Here is a 19189-nt window from a genome sequence, read left to right as displayed (position 1 = left end):
CTCCATGAATGTTTACCCGTAATCGGGTGCACACACACTTAGAGCGGGACAACCAGGTCGGAATAAGACCGATCGTCCACAACGTCCTCGCTGTGTAATTGCCTGCAAGCACCCCGAAACCGGGACCCGCAGGACTTTTTCAAAGGAACCTCATCCACCGAAATGGACGGGGTATCAACTTCTGGCGTTGATTTTTGGCACGCTGTTGAGTTCTCAAGGAACGGACGCTTCCTTTGTACTCACCCTCTCGGGCTTTCCTCCGGGCTTTCGTTCTGTTCTTGCGTTTCCGACTCTATCAGATCCTTTCGGGCCTGACTTCCTCGGTGCTTTCCAGGTATTCGCTTTCGCGCTTTCCTTTCCGGCGACTCCGACTCTATCAGAACCTTTCGGGCCTGACTCCCGGTCAGCGGGCTTTGCCTTCGGGGCCGTAGGGCCCTTGCGGCGAGTGAGACAGTAGCGGATTCCTTGCCCCCGAACCTAATCGGCGGCCACGTCTTCGGACGCGGATTCCTCATTCGCAAATACACATGAAAACGGGACGACAAAGTGAGTCGTACGTTCGAATGTGGAGGTGCGGGATGGCTGTCCGGGGACCGACCGGGGGTCGGCGCTCACTTCGGACAACTCGAAGAACCCTACGGATCCGGCACAGGTGTGTCAACCCCCGGTCGGCCGGCCACGCGGAGTGCGCGAATCTCACCCCGTCCTCGCCTCCCGCGGTCTACGGTGGGGCCATGACTACGCACGTGCTTCCGCTCAGCCTTCGCTGGTGGGCCGCCTGACGGCGGCCGGACCCCACGCGAGCACGCACGCGCTCACGGCCGCCGCTCCGGCGGCCGTTTTTCGTTTCTCCCCTCCCCGGGAGTGGCACGGTCGCCCGGCGGCGGCCCCGTACACACCACTCACGAGGGAGAACACGACATGACGAGGATCTTCAGCGGGGTCAAGCCGACCGGGCATCTGACGCTGGGGAACTACCTGGGCGCCGTGCGGCAGTGGGTCGCCGCGGACCAGGAACCGGACGAGGCGCTGTTCTGCGTCGTCGACCTGCACGCACTGACCGTCGAGCACGAGCCGGCGCGGGTGCGCCGGCTCAGTCGGCAGGCGGCGACGCTGCTGCTCGCCGCCGGGCTGGACCCGCGGAGGTGCACGCTCTTCGTGCAGAGCCACGTCGACGAACACACCCGGCTCGCGTACCTGCTGGAGTGCACCGCCACCGACGGAGAGCTGCGGCGGATGATCCAGTACAAGGAGAAGGCGGCGACGGCGCAGGCCGCCGGGCACGGCGTGCGGCTCTCGCTCCTCACCTATCCCGTGCTGATGGCCGCCGACATCCTGGCGTACGGAACCCAGGAGGTTCCGGTGGGTGAGGACCAGCGGCAGCACGTCGAGCTGACCCGGGACCTGGCCGTGCGGTTCAACCAGCGGTACGGGCACACCTTCACGGTCCCCAGGGCGACGCATCCGGCGGTGGCCGCGCGGGTCATGGACCTCCAGGAGCCGACGTCGAAGATGGGGAAGTCCCATGCGAGCGGGGCGGGCATCGTCTATCTGCTCGACGAGCCGGAGGTGGTCCGCAAGAAGGTGATGCGGGCCGTCACCGACAGCGGGGACGGCGGTGTCGTCTACGACCGGGAGGAGCGGCCCGGGGTCGCGAACCTGCTGGACGTCCTCGCAGCCTGCACCGGCGGCGATCCGGCGGCGCTGGCCGACGGGTATCAGGGGTACGGGGCGCTGAAGCGGGACGTCGCCGACGCGGTGGTCGAGCTGCTGCGGCCGGTACGGGAGCGGCACGCGGAGCTGGCCGCGGATCCGGCGGAGGTCGAGAAGGTATTGCGCGCCGGGGCCGGGCGGGCCCGCGAGCTGGCCCGGCCGGTGGTGGACCGGGCGTACCGGGCGATCGGGCTGCTGGAGCCGTGACCGGTGGGGGGCCCGCGTGTCCCGGGCCCCCCACCCGTCCCGGGTGGCTCAGCTGTTGCCGGAGGCCAGCTCGCGGCTGCGGTCGCGGGCGGCTTCGAGGGCGGCGATCAGGGCGGCGCGTACGCCGTGCTTCTCCAGCTCCACGATGGCGTTGATGGTGGTGCCGGCCGGGGAGGTGACGGCCTCGCGGAGTTTTACCGGGTGCTCGCCGCTGTCGCGGAGCATCACGGCGGCGCCGACGGCGGCCTGCACGATCAGGTCGTGGGCCTGGGCGCGGGGCAGGCCGAGGAGGATGCCGGCGTCGGTCATGGCCTCGACGAGGAAGTAGAAGTAGGCGGGTCCCGAGCCGGAGAGGGCCGTGGCCGCGTCCTGCTGGGACTCGGGGACGCGCAGGGTCTTGCCGACGCCGCCGAAGATCTCCTCGGTGTGCAGGAGGTGCGCCGCGGTGGCGTGGCTGCCGGCCGAGATGACGGACATGGCCTCGTCGACGAGGGCGGGGGTGTTCGTCATGACGCGGACGACGGGGGTGCCGGGGCTGAGCCGTTCCTCGAAGAAGGAGGTCGGGATGCCGGCGGCGCCGCTGATGACCAGGCGGTCGGCGGGGACGTGCGGGGCGAGCTCGTCGAGGAGCCGGCCCATGTCCTGCGGCTTGACGGTGAGGATGAGGGTGTCGGCGCGCTTGGCGGCCTCGGCGTTGGAGACGGCCTCGACGCCGTAGCGCGAGCGCAGCTCCTCGGCGCGTTCCGGGCGGCGGGCGGTGACGAGGAGCTTCGAGGCGGGTCGGCCGCCGCGGATCATCCCGCTGAGCAGGGCCTCGCCGATCTTGCCGGTACCGAGGACTGCGACTGTCTGGGTCATGCCCGATTCACCTCGCCGAACGGTTCTTGCGCGTGGAGTGCGTGTGCGGCCTCATCCTTTCACCCGCGAAGGGAACGGGGCGGGGCCGTCCGGCCCGTGGGCGTCAGGGGGTGCGGCGGCGGAGGGTGGCGGCGCCGAGGCCGAGGACGAGGACGGCGCAGGAGGCGACGATGACGGCGTCCCGGACGAAGGCGGCGGTCACGTCGCTGTGGGTGAGGACCTGGGTCATGCCGTCGACGGCGTAGGACATGGGCAGGACGTCGGAGAGACCCGAGAGGACGGGCTGCATCGTGTCGCGGGGCGCGAAGAGGCCGCACAGGAGCAGCTGGGGGAAGATCACCGCCGGCATGAACTGGACGGCTTGGAACTCGGAGGCCGCGAAGGCCGAGACGAACAGGCCCAGCGCGGTGCCGAGGAGCGCGTCGAGGAGCGCCACGAGCAGGAGCAGCCAGGGGGAGCCGACGACGTCGAGGCCGAGCGCCCAGAGCGCGAGGCCGGTGGCCAGGAGGGACTGGACGACGGCGACGGCTCCGAAGGCGAGGGCGTAACCGGCGATGAGATCGCCCTTGCCGAGCGGCATGGCGAGGAGGCGTTCCAGGGTGCCGGAGGTGCGCTCGCGCAGGGTGGCGATGGAGGTCACCAGGAACATGGTGATGAGGGGGAAGATCCCGAGCAGGGACGCTCCGATGCCGTCGAAGGTCTGCGCGTTGCCGTCGAAGACGAAGCGGAGCAGCGTCAGCATCACGACGGGGACCAGCAGCATCAGGGCGATGGAGCGGGGGTCGTGGCGGAGCTGGCGCAGGACGCGGGCCGCGGTGGCGGCGGTGCGGGCGGGGCTGAGGGCGTTCATCGGGTGTGCTCCCCGGCGGTGGTGGTGGCGGAGGCGGGCGTGGAGGCGGTGAGGGGGGCCGCCGCGGTGGTGGCGGCGCGCGCGTTGGCTTCGTCCACGAGGCGGAGGAAGCCTTCCTCGACGGTGGCGGAGCCGGTGCGGGAACGCAGGGCGTCGGGGGTGTCCTGGGCGAGGATCCGGCCCTCGCGCATGAGAAGGAGGCCGTGGCAGCGCTCGGCCTCGTCCATGACGTGGGAGGACACGAGGATCGTGGCGCCGCGGGTGGCGGCGAGGTCGTGGAAGAGGTTCCACAGGTCCCGGCGCAGGACGGGGTCGAGGCCGACGGTCGGTTCGTCGAGGACGAGGAGCTCCGGGGCGCCGAGCAGGGCGACGGCGAGGGAGACGCGGCTGCGCTGACCGCCGGAGAGGTTCCCGGCGAGGGCTCCGGCGCGGGAGGCGAGGTCGACGTCGGTGATGGCGCGGGCGACGGCCGCGGCACGGCGGTCGGCGGCGGCCCGGCCGGGATCGAGGACGGCGGCGAAGTAGTCGAGGTTCTGCCGCACGGTGAGGTCGTCGTAGACGGAGGGCGCCTGGGTGACGTAGCCGATGCGGGAGCGGAGCTCGGGGTGGCCGGCGGGGCGGCCGAGGACGTCGAGGGTGCCGGTGACGTGGGCCTGGGTGCCGACGACGGCCCGCATCAGGGTGGACTTTCCACAGCCGGAGGGGCCGAGGAGGCCGGTGATGCGGCCGCGGGGAACGTCGAAGGCGATGGCGTCGAGGACGGTACGGAGGGTGGGGCCGGTGCCGCGGCGCACGGTGAGGTCGTGGGCGTGGACGGCGGCCGGGGTACGGGCGTGGCCTCTCCCCGCCGGGTTATTCATCATGTGATGAATAATGCTCCCACCGATGCCGGTCGTCAATCGCCGGACCGGAACAAGGGTGGTGCTCGGTGCGGCCGCTCCGGTGGGGGCGCGTCCCGTGCGAGCGGCCTGGCCGCCGCCTTACGCGTCGGCCGGGATGGGGACGGTGATCCGCCCGGCCGCGCGGTGGAACTCGGTGTGCACCACCCCGGTCGGGCAGCGCCTCGTCACCCGGCCCGACCGCAGCCGGTTGCGCGCACACCTCCCGCCGCAGATCGGCCGCGAGGCCGGCGGGCAGGGGGGCTCGTACGCATCGGCCCGCGGCCTCGAGCCGTCGGGGTCAGCGCGTCCCGCCGGTACGGCCCGTGCCGGCGCCCCTCCGGCAGCGCGCCGCCGCCGGCGTGGTCGTCCCGGAGCGGCTCGGGCGCGGGGCGGGGGTCACTTCTTGCGTTTGGGGCGGCGGGCTGCCGGGTTGCCCGTGCGGGAGCTGCGGCGGCGGGCGAACTCCGTCGTGGCGCGCTCGTACTCGGCGCGGCGCAGCTTCTCGCCCGGGGCCTCGAAGAAGCAGCGGATGAAGTACGCGATGAGGGAGCCGATGAATCCGATGGTCTTGAGGCCCTTGAGCGCGGTCTCGTCGGAGGACGGGGCCGCGCGGCGGCTGAAGGAGTCCCAGGTCTTGGCGAAGGCGATGGAGCTGGCGATCGCGAAGAGGACGACGACGGAGATGCTGAGGAAGGGTCCGACGTCGCCGATCTCCAGTCCCTCGTACGAGAGGCGCAGCAGGAGGGCCGCCGCGACGGCGGTGACCAGGGAGCCGACGGCGACGGCGGCGCGGCGCAGGGCGTAACCGCCGTCGTGCTGCACCCAGGTGGTGCCGAAGAACGGGATCGGCTCGGGCTCGGGTCCCGTGGGCTCCTGCGCGGCCGGGGCCGGGGCCGCGGCCGGCTCGGCGGGGGTCTGGTCTCGCTGCTCGTCGCTCACATCGGCGATTATCCCCCGCCGGGCCGGACGGACCGGGTGCGTCTCGCGTGGCGGAACGGCGGAACGGCGGAACGGTCGAGCGGCCGTCCCGGGTTCCGGTGAGGCGGCCTGAGGCGGCCTACGAGCAGCGGCCCGTGACGTAGCCGTCGCTGCCCGTCCTCACGTAGGCGTCCGAGACGAAGCGGCCGTTGCCGATGCAGTCCCAGATGTTCGTGGTGCCGTACGGGCCGCTGATGTTCGTTCCGGGGCACTGGCAGCGGATCGTGACGTACCCGCCGGCCGGCAGGACGTCGATGATCGAGTAGTTGGTGCCCGGGCCGCTGCGGACGTTGACCCGGCTGCCGGGCGCGAGCGGGTACGTCGGAAGGCCCTCGGTGGCGACGGCCTCGGTGGCGGCGACCGTCTGGACTTGGCTTGAATCGTTCTCCATGGACATGTGAAAACTCCCCCCTTGGGTGTTGCTCTGCGCAACGCGCGCAGGGTACCAAGCCCTTGGATGTGCGTACGGACGATGGACTAGGCTCCGGCGGGGGTGGTGAGCCGTGCATTCGCTGCGCGCGGACTACGCGGGATTTCCGGAGTACGCCGGGCAGTACCGGCTCCAATCCGTGCTCGGCTCCGGCGGCATGGGCGTGGTCCACCTCGCCGATTCCAGTTCCGGGCTGAAACTCGCCGTCAAGGTCGTGCACCCCCAGCACGCGGTGGATCCGGAGTTCCGGGCGCGCTTCCGGCAGGAGGTCGCGGCCGCGCGCAGGGTGAGCGGCGCGTTCACCGCGCCCGTCGTGGACGCCGATCCGGAGGCCGAGCGGCCGTGGATGGCCACCCTGTTCATCGACGCGCCGACGCTGTCCGAGCGGGTACGGGAACGGGTGCTGGACCCCGTCGAGCTGGCCCGGCTCGCCGCCGGGCTGGCGGAGGCCCTGCGGGACATCCACCGGGCGGGGGTCGTGCACCGGGACCTGAAGCCCAGCAACGTGCTGATGGCTTCGGACGGTGTGCGGGTCATCGACTTCGGCATCTCGCGCCCGGCCGACAGCGACCTGCGGACCGAGACGGGCAAGCTGATCGGCACGCCCCCGTTCATGGCGCCGGAGCAGTTCCAGCGGCCCCGCGAGGTGGGGACCGCGGCGGACGTGTTCGCGCTGGGGGCCGTGCTGGTGCACGCCGCGACCGGGCGGGGGCCCTTCGACTCCGACAGCCATTACCTGGTGGCGTACCAGGTCGTCCACAGCGAGCCCGACCTGACGGGGCTGCCGGCGCGGCTCGCCCCGATCGTGGCGCGCTGCCTGGCGAAGGACCCCGCGGAGCGGCCGACGGCCGACGCGCTGATCTCGGAGATGCGCGCCGCCGCCTATCCGACCGCCGAGGACACGCAGGCCTTCATCCCCCAGCCGCGCCTGCCGGTGGCGGAGCGGCCCGGGTCCGGCGACGAGGTCACGCACCGGCGGGAGCCGCCCGCGCCGCCCGCCACCCCGCCCGCCCCGCCCGCCGCCCCCGGTACCCGCCGGGCCCGGCGGGTACCGGCGCTGGTGGCCGCCGGGCTCGGGGTGCTGCTCGCGGCGGGGGCGGTCGCCGGGTACGCGTGGTCCGGCACCGGCGGGGAGGCCGCCGCCCGGTCCGGGGCCTCCGCGTCCGGGGCGCCGGCCCCGGGGACCGCGGGCGCCGCGGGCAAGCCGTTCTCGCCGTGGGCGGTGTCCCTGGGCGGGCACGCCGCGTCCTGCTCGGCGGGGGCCTCCGGCGCCGGCCTGTACTGCTCGGGGCGGGGGCTGGCCGCAGCGCGGCTGGACCCCGCCGACGGCTCGGTGCTGTGGTCGGTCCGTACGGGCGCACCCGCCCCCGGGGCCGTCACCGACAGCACGCCGCTGCACGCGGACGGAGTGGTCCTCGCGGTGGCCCCCGGCAGCGAGCTGCTGCAGGCACTGGACCCGGCGACGGGCGCCGAGCGCTGGCGGCGCGCGCTGCCGGGCGGGGCGCGGGTCGTGCCGGCCGGTCCGTACGTGCTCGTGGTGGCCGCGGACGGCAAGGTCACCGCCCTGGACGCGGCGGGCGGCGCCGAGCGCTGGACGAAGCGGATCGGCGGCGCCGGATCCGTGTGGTGGGGCGGCCCCGCCGGTACGGTCCCGCCCGTGCTCTACGCGGCGACGCCCGACGCGGACGCCGGATCGACCCGGCTCGCGGAGGTGGACCCGGCCACCGGGGCCGTCCGCTGGGAGACGCGGACGGCCGGACGGCTGCGGCCGGTCGGGGTGGCGGGCGGCGCGGTGTACCTGCTGGACAACGACGCGGGGGCCCGGACGGGCGGCGTCGTACGGGTGGACGCGGCGACCCGCGCGGTCCACCGGGTACGCCTGTCGGTCCCGCTGTACGAGGCGGAGGCGTCGGTCGGCGCCGACGGGACGCTGTACGCGGTCGAGGGCCGGGGCGGGCTCGTCGCGGTCGGACCGGACCGGGAGCGCTGGCGGCTGGAGACCGGCGCGGGGGCGGCGTCCCGGCCGGTGGCCGCCGACGGGCGGGTCTACCTGACGGCGCAGGACGGGCGGCTGCTGGCCGTCGACGCGGCGGCCGGGCGGTTCGCGGGACAGACGCAGCCCAGGATGGGGGCGGGCCAGGCCGCGTTCAGCGCGACCCTGCCCGCGCCGGTGGTCGTCGGCGGGCGGGTCTACGCGGCCGCGCCGGACGGGTCGGTGTTCGCGGTGTCGGCGCGGGACCCCGCCGGTACGGGCTGACCGCCCGGTTCCGGCCCGCGCGCCCGGCACCCGCACCCCCGCGCCCGCCGGGCCGCAGCCGCACGTGGCGGGACCCCGCCGGGCGGTGTGCCCGGCGGGGTCCCGTCACGGAAGCGGGGGCTCAGCCCAGCAGGGAGACGTCGCGGACCGCGCCCTTGTCGGCGCTGGTGGCCATGGCGGCGTAGGCGCGCAGGGCCGCCGAGACCTTGCGCTCGCGGTTCTTCGGGGCGTACACGCCGCCGAGGGCCGCGTGGCGGGCCGCCAGGGTGGCCTCGTCGACGAGCAGCTCGATGGAGCGGTTCGGGATGTCGATCCGGATGCGGTCGCCGTCCTCGACCACCGCGATCGTGCCGCCCGAGGCCGCCTCCGGGGAGGCGTGGCCGATGGACAGGCCCGAGGTGCCGCCGGAGAAGCGGCCGTCCGTCACCAGCGCGCAGACCTTGCCGAGGCCGCGGCCCTTGAGGAAGGACGTCGGGTAGAGCATCTCCTGCATGCCGGGGCCGCCGCGCGGGCCCTCGTAGCGGATGACGACGACGTCGCCCGCCGTGATCTCCTTGCGGAGGATCTTGTCGACGGCCTCGTCCTGCGACTCGCAGACGACCGCCGGCCCCTCGAACGTCCAGATCGACTCGTCGACACCGGCCGTCTTCACGACGCAGCCGTCGACCGCGATGTTGCCGCGCAGGACGGCGAGGCCGCCGTCCTTGGAGTACGCGTGCTGCACCGAGCGGATGCAGCCGCCCTCCGCGTCGAGGTCGAGGCTGGCCCAGCGCTCGGACTGGGAGAAGGCGGAGGCGGAGCGCTTGCAGCCGGGGGCCGCGTGCCACAGCTCCATGGCCACGTCGGTGGCGGTGCCGGAACGGGGGTCCCAGTCCGCGAGCCAGGTCTCCAGGTTCTCGGAGTGGACGGAGGTGACGTCCTTGTTCAGGAGTCCGCCGCGGTGCAGCTCGCCCAGGATGGCGGGCATGCCGCCGGCCCGGTGGACGTCCTCCATGTAGTACGTGCCGCCGGGCGCCACGTTCGGCGCGACCTTGGACAGGCACGGGACCCGGCGGGAGACCTCGTCGATGTCCGTGAGGTCGTAGTCCAGCCCGGCCTCCTGCGCGGCGGCGAGCAGGTGCAGGATCGTGTTCGTGGAGCCGCCCATGGCGATGTCGAGGGCCATGGCGTTCTCGAACGCCTGGCGGGAGGCGATGGAGCGGGGCAGGACCGAGTGGTCGTCCTGCTCGTAGTAGCGCTTGGTGATCTCGACGATCGTGCGGCCGGCGTCCTCGTACAGGGCGCGGCGGGCGGTGTGTGTGGCGAGGACCGAGCCGTTGCCGGGGAGGGCGAGGCCGATGGCCTCGGCGAGGCAGTTCATCGAGTTGGCGGTGAACATGCCCGAACAGCTGCCGCAGGTGGGGCAGGCGTTCTCCTCGATCCGCAGCACGTCCTCGTCCGAGACGTTCTCGTTGGAGGCGTCGACCATGGCGTCGATCAGGTCGAGCTTGCGGACGGTGCCGTCGACGAGGGTGGCCTGGCCGGCCTCCATCGGGCCGCCGGAGACGAAGACCACCGGGATGTTGAGGCGCATGGCGGCCATCAGCATGCCGGGGGTGATCTTGTCGCAGTTGGAGATGCAGATCAGGGCGTCGGCGCAGTGCGCCTCGACCATGTACTCGACCGAGTCCGCGATGAGGTCGCGGGACGGGAGGGAGTACAGCATGCCCGCGTGGCCCATGGCGATGCCGTCGTCGACCGCGATGGTGTTGAACTCGCGGGGGACGGCGCCGGCGGCGAGGATCGCGTCGGAGACGATGCGGCCGACCGGGGCCAGGTGGGTGTGGCCGGGGACGAACTCGGTGAACGAGTTGGCGACCGCGATGATCGGCTTCCCGATGTCCGCGCTCGCTACGCCCGAAGCGCGCATAAGGGCGCGTGCGCCCGCCATGTTGCGGCCGTGGGTGACGGTGCGGGACCTCAGCTCGGGCATCGGGTTCACTCCCCATAAGTGCGGTCGGCCGTACGGACTCGACCGCGACGGTAGATATGAAGCAGTTACGAGGCTACGCCCCTCGCCCGCGATGCGGACACCCCGTCCGGATGGCGGGACGAAAGGCTCATTCTTCGGTCAGGTACCGCTGAAGAGTGGGCGCGACCAGTCTGATGATGTCCTCGGGGTCCGCCGACGCGAGGGGCTCCACCTGGAGCACGTAGCGCAGGATCGCGATGCCGACCATGTGGGAGGCGGCGAGCTCGGCGCGGAAGGTCGGGTCGGGGACGTCGAGGTCGGCGGCGATCCGCTCCAGGAGGCGGCGCAGGACCAGCCGGCGCAGCACCGCCGCCGCCGCCTCGTGGGTGAGGGCCGAGCGGATCACCGCGAGGAGCGGAGCGCGGGTGGCGGGGTTCTCCCAGACGCCGAGGAAGAAGCGGGCGAGCCGTTCGCCGATGCCGTCGGGGCCCGCGCCGAGGATCGCCGGGATCACCAGCGCCGGCTCCATGCTGACCTCGATCGCGGCGGCGAACAGGTCGTCCTTGCTGCCGAAGTAGTGGTGGACCAGGGCCGGGTCGACCCCGGCGGCCTTGGCGATGCCGCGTACGGAGGTCTTGTCGTAGCCGCGCGCGGCGAACTCGGAGCGGGCGGCGAGCCGGATGCGCTCCTGGGTGCCGGGACCCTCGTCGGCTTCGTCGTGGCGGGGCCGCCCGGGACCGCGGCGGCGGCGCGGGGCGGGCTTGGTCGACGCAGCGGGCTCGGTCGACGCGGCGGGCTCGGTCGACGCGGCGGGCTCGGTCGGCCGGTCCCGGGGCCGGGACGGCTCCGGTGACTCCGCCGGTTCCGCCGGTTCCGCCGGTTCCGCCGACTCCCTCGGCTCCGTCACGTGCGCCGGGCCCGGGGCCGGGACTGGGACCGGGACTGTGACCGGGGCCGGGGCTGGGACTCGGACCGGGGCCGGACGGCAGGGGCGTCGGCCGCGGTCGCGAGGTGCAGCCGGGTGAAGGCCAGCGCCTCGGCGAGGTCGGCCTCGCGCTCGGCGGAGGACATCGCGCGCCGGGTGTTGACCTCGATGACGACGTGGCCGTCGAAGGACGTACGGGCCAGGCTCTCCAGCAACTCGGCACAGGGCTGCGTACCGCGTCCGGGGACGAGGTGCTCGTCCTTCGCGGAGCCGTTCCCGTCGGCGAGGTGGATGTGCGCGAGCCGGTCGCCCATGCGGTCGATCATCGCGGTGGCGTCGGTGCGCGCGGTCGCGGTGTGCGAGAGGTCGACGGTGAAGTGCCGGTAGTCGTCCTTGGTGACGTCCCACTCCGGCGCGTAGGCGAGCATCTCGCGGTCGCGGTAGCGCCACGGGTACATGTTCTCGACGGCGAACCGGACGTCGGTCTCGTCGGCCATGCGCCAGATGCCGGAGACGAAGTCCCGGGAGTACTGGCGCTGCCAGCGGAACGGCGGGTGCACGACGACCGTGGAGGCGCCGAGCCGTTCGGCCGCCGCCCGGGCGCGCTGGAGCTTGGTCCACGGATCGGTGGACCAGACGCGCTGGGTGATCAGCAGGCAGGGCGCGTGGACGGCGAGGATCGGCACCCGGTGGTGGTCGGAGAGGCGGCGCAGCGCGTCGACGTCCTGGCTCACCGGGTCCGTCCAGACCATCACCTCGACGCCGTCGTAACCGAGGCGCGCGGCGATCTCGAAGGCGGTCGCCGTGGACTCCGGATAGACGGAGGCCGTGGAGAGCGCGACCTTCGCGGTCGGTACGCGGACTGGTTCTGCCACGGACACAGGGTACGGGGCCGACGGAGCGCCGGGCCGGGGCGGGGCGAAGGGGCGCCCGGGCGGAGCGCACCGGCCCGGCGCACGGCCCGTACGGACCCGGCCGCGCGCCGGCCGGTCCGAGCTGCGGATACGGGCCTGTCAGGACTCTGCCGGCCGGCTCTGCGCGGTCCGTCAGGGGGGCGCGGCACGGTTGGGGATGTCACGAGAGTCACCCGCCGGACCGGGCCGGACCGGGCAGGCCGGGCCGGGCGGAACGCGGCCGGGCCGGACCGGCCCACGGACGGAAACGGACCGGAGAAGACGGAAAGAGGACCCCGTGAACGGCTTCACCGCGGCCGTCCACCTGCTGATCGCGGTCGCCTTCCCGAGCTTCCCGCTCGGGCGCTCCCCCGGAGCCGTCTACGGCCCGTCGGGCTCCCCCACGGTCGGCAGGTGGTCCAGCTTGCGGAGGATGACGCCCTCGCGCAGGGCCCAGGGGCAGATCTCCAGCTCCTCCACCCCGAAGAGGTCCATCGCGCCCTCCGCGACGAGCGCGCCCGCCAGGATCTGGTTCGCCCGCCCCTCGGAGACCCCCGGGAGGGCCGCCCGCTGGGCCGTGGTCATCGCGGCCAGGCGCGGGACCCACTCCTCCAGGGACTTGCGGGTCAGGTCCCGCTGGACGTACAGGCCGTCCGCCGAGCGGGCCGCGCCCGCGATGCGGGCCAGCTGCTTGAAGGTCTTCGACGTGGCCACCACGTGGTCCGGGGCCCCGAAGCGGCTGAACTCCCTGACCGACCGCGCGATCTGGGCCCGTACGTGACGCCGCAGCGCACGGACGTCGGCCACGTCCACCGGGTCCCCCGGCAGCCAGGCCGCCGTGAGCCGGCCGGCGCCGAGCGGGAGGGAGACGGCGCGGTCCGGGTCCTCGTCCATCCCGTACGCGATCTCCAGCGAACCGCCGCCGATGTCCAGGACCAGCAGTTTCCCGGCCGACCAGCCGAACCAACGGCGCGCGGCGAGGAACGTCAGGCGGGCCTCGTCGTCACCGCTGAGGATCGGCAGGTCGATGCCGGTCTCCAGCTTCACGCGCGCCAGCACCTCGTCCGCGTTCGTGGCCTCGCGGACGGCACTGGTCGCGAAGGGGACGAGGTCCTCGCAGCCCTTGTCCTCGGCGGCCTGCACCGCTTCGCCGATCACCGACACCAGCAGCTCGACGCCGTCCGGCGTGACCGCACCGTGCTCGTCGAGCAGCTCCGCCAGGCGCAGGTCCACCTTGTGCGAGTGCGCGGGCTGGGGGCGCGCACCGGGATGCGCGTCCACCACCAGCAGATGGATCGTGTTCGAACCCACGTCAAGGACACCGAGTCTCATAGGGGGGAACGCTACTGCGGTGAAGGACGGGGGGTTGCGTAAGGGGCGCTTAGGCTTTGGTTTGTGCCAAATACGAAGAAGGCCAACACGACCCGGTCGAAGAAGGACGCGGGCAAGGCCGAGGGCAAGCGCAAGCCCGCGGTACCCGACGAGAAAGGGCTCGACTTTCCCCGGGCCTGGGTGGAGTTCCCCGACCCCGCGGACGACGAACAGGTCTTCCGCTGTGACCTGACGTGGCTGACCTCCCGCTGGACCTGCATCTTCGGCAGCGGCTGCCAGGGCATCCAGGCGGGCCGGGCGGACGACGGGTGCTGCACGCTCGGCGCGCACTTCTCCGACGAGGACGACGAGAAGCGCGTGGCGGAACATGTGGCCCGGCTGACGCCCGAGCTGTGGCAGTTCCACGACGTGGGCAGCGAGACCGGCTGGACCCAGCTCGACGACGACGGGGAGAAGCAGACCCGGCGCTGGGAGGGTTCGTGCATCTTCCAGAACCGGCCCGGTTTCCCCGCCGGAGCGGGGTGCTCGCTGCACATCCTGGCGCTGCGCGAGGGGCGCGAGCCGCTGGAGACCAAGCCCGACGTCTGCTGGCAGCTGCCCGTCCGCCGGACGTACGACTGGATCGACCGGCCCGACGACACCCGCGTCCTCCAGGTGTCGATCGGCGAGTACGACCGCCGCGGCTGGGGGCCGGGCGGCCACGACCTGCACTGGTGGTGCACGTCGGCGACCTCCGCGCACGGCGCCGGGGACCCGGTGTACGTCACGTACCGGCCCGAGCTGACGGAGCTGATGGGCAAGGAGGCGTACGAGGAGCTCGTCCGGCTGTGCGAGGCGCGGCTCGCCTCGCTGCTGCCGATGGCCCCGCACCCGGCGGACCCGATCGCGCCCTGAGGCACCCTGATGCGCCCCGGGACCCGGGCGCCAGGGTCGGACACCCGGGGGTGTCGTCCCGCTCGCTCCTGCCGCGCGGTGTCCGGCACGCACGGGACGACCGTGACGCCACCTCCTAGGAGCCTAGGAGCCCGGGCCCGGCGGGTCGGAGGCCGGCGGGGTCGGGGACGCCGTGGCCCCTGTCCCGTCCGTCGGCTCCGCCGACGGCGCGGTGGTCGGTGACGGCGGGATCGTCGGCTCGGTCGGCGCGGGAGTCGGGGTGGGGGTCGCCGGCGGCGGGGTCGGCTCCGGCGACGGCGGCCGCGGGCTCGCGGGCGGGTTCGGCGTCGCGGCGGGCGGCGGCGCCGGGCGTCCGCGGCCCTGGATGGAGACCACGGCGCCGCCCGGGTCGACCCCGACGCGAGCCGTCCAGGCGCCGACGGGCTGGGCCGCGGTGTCCACGGTGATCCGCAGGGTGACCGATGCTCCGGGAGCCAGCGTGCCCGCGGTCCGGCTCGCGCGCAGCCACGGGCCGTCGGACCACAGGTGCCAGTCCACCGGTCCGCCGCCGGAGGCGGTGAGGGTGAGCAGCGTGGTGGCGCCGCGGGAGGACGCGGCGACGGTGAGCCGGCCGGGGGCGCCGGGGCGGCCCGCGTCGGAGGCGACCGGCGGGCCGGTGCTGATCACCTCGACGAACACGTCGGGTTCGGCGCTGCCCGGAGCGAAGCCGGGGCCGCCGGTGGTGCTGGCGGCGTTGCCGGCGTTCTCGTACGCGGCCAGCGGGCGGCCCCCGGCGTGCGGCGGGACGTCGGACTCGCCGGCGGAGATGCGGGTGCCGTCGCCGCCGACGGGCTCGCCGGTGCCGGGAGCGTCCCGGTACGCCGCCCACAGCGCCAGGACCGGCGCCGCGACGACGGTGGCGACCACGGTGGTGGTCACCGCCCGGGCGCGCAGCCGGTCGCGCCGGGCGGCGCGGTCCTTGGGGTCCATCGGGAACCCGGTGCGGTCGAAGCGCGGTCCGTGTCCGCCGCCCCGGCGCCGGCCGGAGCGGAGCATCGCGGCGTGCACGGCGGTGCGCGGGGCGGGGACCAGCGGGAGCGCGGCCGTGTCGATGCCGGAACCGGGCCAGGGGGACCCGGCGCCGACGCGTTCGGCGACGCGGCGGCAGCGCGGGCAGTCGTCGACGTGCCGGACGAGCTCGGCGCGCAGGCTGGTGGAGAGCAGCACCTGGCCGTCGCCGGTGAGCCGCGACACGCTGGGGCAGCCGCCGGTCTCCACGACGGCGAGGGCGGCGCGGGTGCGCTCGACCTCGCAGGCGGCCCCGGACAGCAGCTCCCGGGCGGCGGCCTGCGGCGTGCCGAGGACGGCGGCGAGTTCGGCGACGCCGAGGCGGTGGCGTACGGCGAGTTCGAGGGCCTCGCGCTGCTCGGGGGTGGTGCCCGCCGCCTCGGGCCAGGCGAGCCGGGCCAGCTCCGTACGGCGGTACGCGCTCACGTCGAGGGGGCGCCGGCCCGCGGGGACGGCTTCGCCGCCGTCCGGACCGGGGGTCGCACCCGCAGTACCCGCAGCGCCCCGAGGGCCGGCAGCGCCGCCGGGGCCCGCACCGCTCCCGGGGTCCGCAGCGACCCCCGGCGCGGGGGCGCCGTCGGCGTGCTCCGGCGTGCGCCGGGCGGCATGCGCTCCGTGCCGGACGCGCCGCTTCTCGGCGAGGCGGCGCAGGCAGCCCCAGCGGGCGAGGGCGTACAGCCAGGCCCGCCGGTCCCCCTCGTCGGGACAGCGGCCGGGATGCCGCTCGGCGGCGGCGAGGGCGTCGCCCAGCACCTCGGTGGCGGTGTCGTGGTCGCACAGCACCGACAGGCAGTAGGTGAACAGGCCGTCCAGGTAGGGCTCGTGACGGAAGGGCGGCGGCTCGGGCGGCTGTTCCCCCGACCGCCCCCGGGAGCCGTCGGCCCCTTCCCGGCCACCGGATCCGCGGGGCCCCCCGGGCTCCCCGATCCCCGTGGAACGCTGCGTGGAACCCTCCGTGGAATCCTCCTCCGCATCCTCTGAGGACGTGCGCCCGTGCGCCGGGTGTGCGCCGGTGCGCGATGAGGGGTGTCCCTGGTTGCTGCTGTTCACCTCGCGACCGTAGGCGGCGCGCCGGTGACGGCCCGGAAGCCTCCAGCAGTTTTAGTCCTTACGGGTGAACAGATCGGCGACACGCTGACCCGGGCCTTGACGCGGTCGCACCGGCACGCCGCCCACGGGGAGCAGGCCCCGCACCCACCGCCCCCGCCGGCGTTGTCGGTGGGGGCGGCTACCGTGGGGCGCATGGCTGCCCGCACCGCTCGTTCATCCGCCAAGGACCGGCCGTCCTACCGTTGTACCGAGTGCGGGTGGACCACCGCGAAGTGGCTCGGGCGGTGTCCCGAGTGCCAGGCGTGGGGAACCGTCGAGGAGATGGGCGCGCCCGCCGTGCGCACCACCGCCGCCGGCCGCGTCTCCACCGCCGCGGTGCCGATCGCCCAGGTCGACGGCCGTACGGCGACCGCGCGCAGCACCGGCGTGGACGAGCTGGACCGCGTCCTCGGCGGCGGCCTGGTGCCGGGCGCCGTCGTGCTGCTCGCCGGGGAGCCGGGCGTCGGCAAGTCGACGCTGCTGCTGGACGTGGCGGCGAAGGCGGCCAGCGACGAGCACCGCACCCTGTACGTCACCGGCGAGGAGAGCGCGAGCCAGGTGCGGCTGCGGGCCGACCGGATCCACGCGCTGAGCGACCACCTCTACCTCGCCGCCGAGACCGACCTCTCGGCCGTGCTGGGGCACCTCGACGCCGTGAAGCCCTCCCTCCTCATCCTGGACTCCGTACAGACCGTCGCCTCCCCGGAGATCGACGGGGCGCCCGGCGGCATGGCCCAGGTGCGCGAGGTCGCCGGCGCACTGATCCGGGCCTCCAAGGAGCGGGGCATGTCCACCCTCCTCGTGGGACACGTGACGAAGGACGGCGCCATCGCCGGCCCCCGGCTCCTGGAGCACCTGGTCGACGTGGTGCTGAGCTTCGAGGGCGACCGGCACGCCCGGCTGCGGCTCGTGCGCGGCATCAAGAACCGGTACGGCGCCACCGACGAGGTCGGCTGCTTCGAGCTGCACGACGAGGGGATCACCGGGCTCGCCGACCCGAGCGGGCTCTTCCTGACCCGGCGCGCCGAGGCCGTTCCGGGCACCTGTCTGACCGTGACCCTGGAGGGCAAGCGCCCGCTGGTCGCGGAGGTGCAGGCGCTGACGGTCGACTCGCAGATCCCCTCGCCCCGGCGCACCACCTCCGGCCTGGAGACCTCGCGGGTGTCGATGATGCTGGCGGTGCTGGAGCAGCGCGGCCGGATCACCGCGCTCGGCAAGCGCGACATCTACTCCGCGACCGTGGGCGGGGTGAAGCTGACCGAGCCGGCCGCCGACCTGGCGATCGCGCTGGCCCTGGCCTCGGCCGCCAGCGACGTGCCGCTGCCGAAGAACCTCGTCGCCATCGGCGAGGTCGGCCTGGCCGGCGAGGTGCGGCGGGTGACGGGCGTACAGCGCCGGCTCGCCGAGGCGCACCGGCTCGGCTTCACGCACGCCCTCGTGCCGTCCGATCCGGGCAAGGTCCCGGCCGGGATGAAGGTCGTGGAGGTCGCCGACATGGGTGACGCCCTGCGGGTGCTGCCGCGCGGGCGCTCCCGTACGCCGGCCAAGGAGCGGGCGGCCGAGTAGCGGGACGGATCCCCTGGTCAGAGGGCCCGTCCGGGGGCCCCGCGGGGCGGACCTGACCAAGCAACGGCGGGGCCACAGCGCGCGCCGGTAGACTTCTGGATGGTCCGCCCGGCCGTACGCAGGCGGCGCAACCCGCGACCCGAGGAGTGCAGTGGCAGCCAAGGACGGGGCAGCAGCATCCGGTAAGTCGGGCGCGAGCTCCAAGCAGGAGGCCATGATGCGTGCCTCGCTGAGCGCGGTCGCACCTGGTCAGCCGCTGCGTGACGGGCTGGAACGGATCGTCCGCGGCAACACCGGCGGGCTCATCGTGCTCGGCATGGACAAGAGCGTCGAGGCGATGTGCACCGGCGGCTTCGTGCTGGACGTGGAGTTCACCGCGACCCGGCTGCGCGAACTGTGCAAGCTCGACGGCGCGCTCATCCTCGACAAGGACATCACCAAGATCCTGCGGGCCGGCGTGCAGCTGGTGCCGGACGCGTCGATCCACACCGAGGAGACGGGCACGCGGCACCGCACGGCGGACCGCGTCTCGAAGCAGTGCGGCTTCCCGGTGGTGTCGGTCTCGCAGTCGATGCGGCTGATCGCGCTGTACGTCGACGGCGAGCGGCGGGTCCTGGAGGAGTCCGGCGCGATCCTGTCGCGCGCGAACCAGGCCCTCGCCACGCTGGAGCGGTACAAGCTGCGCCTCGACGAGGTCGCGGGCACGCTGTCGGCACTGGAGATCGAGGACCTGGTCACGGTCCGTGACGTGACGGCGGTCGCCCAGCGGCTGGAAATGGTGCGCCGGATCGCGACGGAGATCGCCGAGTACGTGGTCGAACTGGGCACGGACGGGCGGCTGCTGTCGCTGCAGCTGGACGAGCTGACGGTCGGGATCGAGCAGGAGCGGGAGCTGGTCATCCGGGACTACGTCCCGGAGCCGACGGCGAAGCGTTCCCGCACGGTGGACGAGGCCCTGGCCGAACTGGACGCGCTGACGCACCCGGACCTGCTGGAACTGGCGATCGTCGCGAAGGCCCTGGGCTACACCGGATCGCCGGAGACCCTGGACTCGGCGGTGTCGCCGCGGGGTTACCGGCTGCTGGCGAAGGTGCCGAGGCTGCCGGGTGCCATCATCGAGCGCCTGGTGGAGCACTTCGGCGGGCTGCAGAAGCTGCTCGCGGCCAGCGTGGACGACCTGCAGACGGTCGACGGCGTGGGCGAGGCGCGGGCGCGCAGCGTCCGCGAGGGCCTGTCCCGCCTCGCGGAATCGTCCATCCTGGAACGCTACGTCTGAGGCACACCCCGCACGGGCCGACGCAGTCGCCCCGGCCCGTGC

At 73.9% G+C, this 19189-nt stretch carries 15 protein-coding genes; 5 read left to right on the top strand and 10 right to left on the bottom strand.

All coding sequences use genetic code 11. The features are described 5' to 3' along the window. Positions 1-921: 921 nt before the first annotated feature. A complete protein-coding gene (gene trpS, locus ACFWW8_RS18175; RefSeq protein ID WP_383809802.1) occupies positions 922-1920 on the top strand; it encodes a tryptophan--tRNA ligase in 999 nt (332 codons plus the stop codon). 48 nt (positions 1921-1968) lie between these two features. Here the strand turns inward: trpS and proC are convergent, their stop codons facing one another. From proC to ACFWW8_RS18150, 5 genes are all read right to left on the bottom strand, one after another. Next, the gene (proC, locus tag ACFWW8_RS18170; protein WP_383929690.1) at positions 1969-2778 is read right to left on the bottom strand and encodes a pyrroline-5-carboxylate reductase; all 810 of its coding nucleotides are present in this window, start codon (positions 2776-2778) and stop codon (positions 1969-1971) included. Between the two features lie 103 nt (positions 2779-2881). Beyond that, positions 2882-3628, bottom strand: coding sequence for an ABC transporter permease (locus tag ACFWW8_RS18165; protein ID WP_386529852.1), 747 nt, complete (start codon positions 3626-3628; stop codon positions 2882-2884). Continuing rightward, entirely contained in the window at positions 3625-4491 is an 867-nt protein-coding gene (locus ACFWW8_RS18160; protein WP_386529850.1) for an ABC transporter ATP-binding protein, read from the bottom strand. The genes ACFWW8_RS18165 and ACFWW8_RS18160 overlap by 4 nt, the downstream gene beginning before the upstream one ends. 414 nt (positions 4492-4905) lie before the next feature. After that, entirely contained in the window at positions 4906-5448 is a 543-nt protein-coding gene (locus tag ACFWW8_RS18155) for a hypothetical protein (protein WP_386529848.1), read from the bottom strand. Positions 5449-5566: 118 nt separating this feature from the next. Continuing rightward, positions 5567-5884 (bottom strand): SH3 domain-containing protein, encoded by a 318-nt coding sequence (locus tag ACFWW8_RS18150; RefSeq protein WP_386529847.1) that lies wholly within the window; start codon positions 5882-5884, stop codon positions 5567-5569. 106 nt (positions 5885-5990) lie between these two features. Between ACFWW8_RS18150 and ACFWW8_RS18145 the strand changes: the two genes are divergently transcribed. Beyond that, positions 5991-8174 (top strand): PQQ-binding-like beta-propeller repeat protein, encoded by a 2184-nt coding sequence (locus tag ACFWW8_RS18145; RefSeq protein WP_386529845.1) that lies wholly within the window; start codon positions 5991-5993, stop codon positions 8172-8174. A 121-nt stretch (positions 8175-8295) separates the two neighbouring features. On the opposite strand, the gene ilvD is transcribed toward ACFWW8_RS18145, so the two are convergent. The 4 genes from ilvD to ACFWW8_RS18125 all read right to left on the bottom strand — a co-directional run bounded on the left by ilvD (position 8296) and on the right by ACFWW8_RS18125 (position 13275). Continuing rightward, complete coding sequence (gene ilvD, locus ACFWW8_RS18140) at positions 8296-10146, bottom strand: dihydroxy-acid dehydratase (RefSeq protein WP_386529844.1); 1851 nt, start codon at positions 10144-10146, stop codon at positions 8296-8298. Between the two features lie 127 nt (positions 10147-10273). After that, entirely contained in the window at positions 10274-11032 is a 759-nt protein-coding gene (locus tag ACFWW8_RS18135; protein ID WP_386529842.1) for a TetR family transcriptional regulator, read from the bottom strand. Next, positions 11029-11925 carry a sugar phosphate isomerase/epimerase family protein gene (locus ACFWW8_RS18130; protein ID WP_386529840.1) on the bottom strand — a complete coding sequence of 299 codons (897 nt, stop codon included), beginning with the start codon at positions 11923-11925 and terminating at the stop codon, positions 11029-11031. The genes ACFWW8_RS18135 and ACFWW8_RS18130 overlap by 4 nt, the downstream gene beginning before the upstream one ends. 399 nt (positions 11926-12324) lie before the next feature. Beyond that, complete coding sequence (locus ACFWW8_RS18125; protein ID WP_386529838.1) at positions 12325-13275, bottom strand: Ppx/GppA family phosphatase; 951 nt, start codon at positions 13273-13275, stop codon at positions 12325-12327. Between the two features lie 63 nt (positions 13276-13338). On the opposite strand from ACFWW8_RS18125, the gene ACFWW8_RS18120 reads away from it, so the two are divergent. Further along, the gene (locus tag ACFWW8_RS18120) at positions 13339-14169 is read left to right on the top strand and encodes a hypothetical protein (protein WP_386529836.1); all 831 of its coding nucleotides are present in this window, start codon (positions 13339-13341) and stop codon (positions 14167-14169) included. A 123-nt stretch (positions 14170-14292) separates the two neighbouring features. Here the strand turns inward: ACFWW8_RS18120 and ACFWW8_RS18115 are convergent, their stop codons facing one another. Beyond that, positions 14293-16143, bottom strand: coding sequence for a hypothetical protein (locus ACFWW8_RS18115; RefSeq protein ID WP_386529869.1), 1851 nt, complete (start codon positions 16141-16143; stop codon positions 14293-14295). 315 nt (positions 16144-16458) lie between these two features. On the opposite strand from ACFWW8_RS18115, the gene radA reads away from it, so the two are divergent. Together radA and disA are read left to right on the top strand one after the other, a co-directional pair. Beyond that, on the top strand, positions 16459-17871 hold the full coding sequence (radA, locus tag ACFWW8_RS18110; protein ID WP_383929658.1) for a DNA repair protein RadA: 1413 nt from the start codon (positions 16459-16461) through the stop codon (positions 17869-17871). A 151-nt stretch (positions 17872-18022) separates the two neighbouring features. Further along, positions 18023-19147, top strand: coding sequence for a DNA integrity scanning diadenylate cyclase DisA (gene disA, locus ACFWW8_RS18105; RefSeq protein ID WP_386529834.1), 1125 nt, complete (start codon positions 18023-18025; stop codon positions 19145-19147). The last annotated feature ends 42 nt before the right edge of the window (positions 19148-19189 follow it).

This window comes from Streptomyces sp. NPDC058701 (genome assembly GCF_042715295.1).
In the GTDB taxonomy this organism is placed as follows: Bacteria; Actinomycetota; Actinomycetes; order Streptomycetales; family Streptomycetaceae; genus Streptomyces.
Note: the sequence above shows the minus strand (reverse complement) of the source record. Positions and strands in the feature narration are given on the sequence as shown.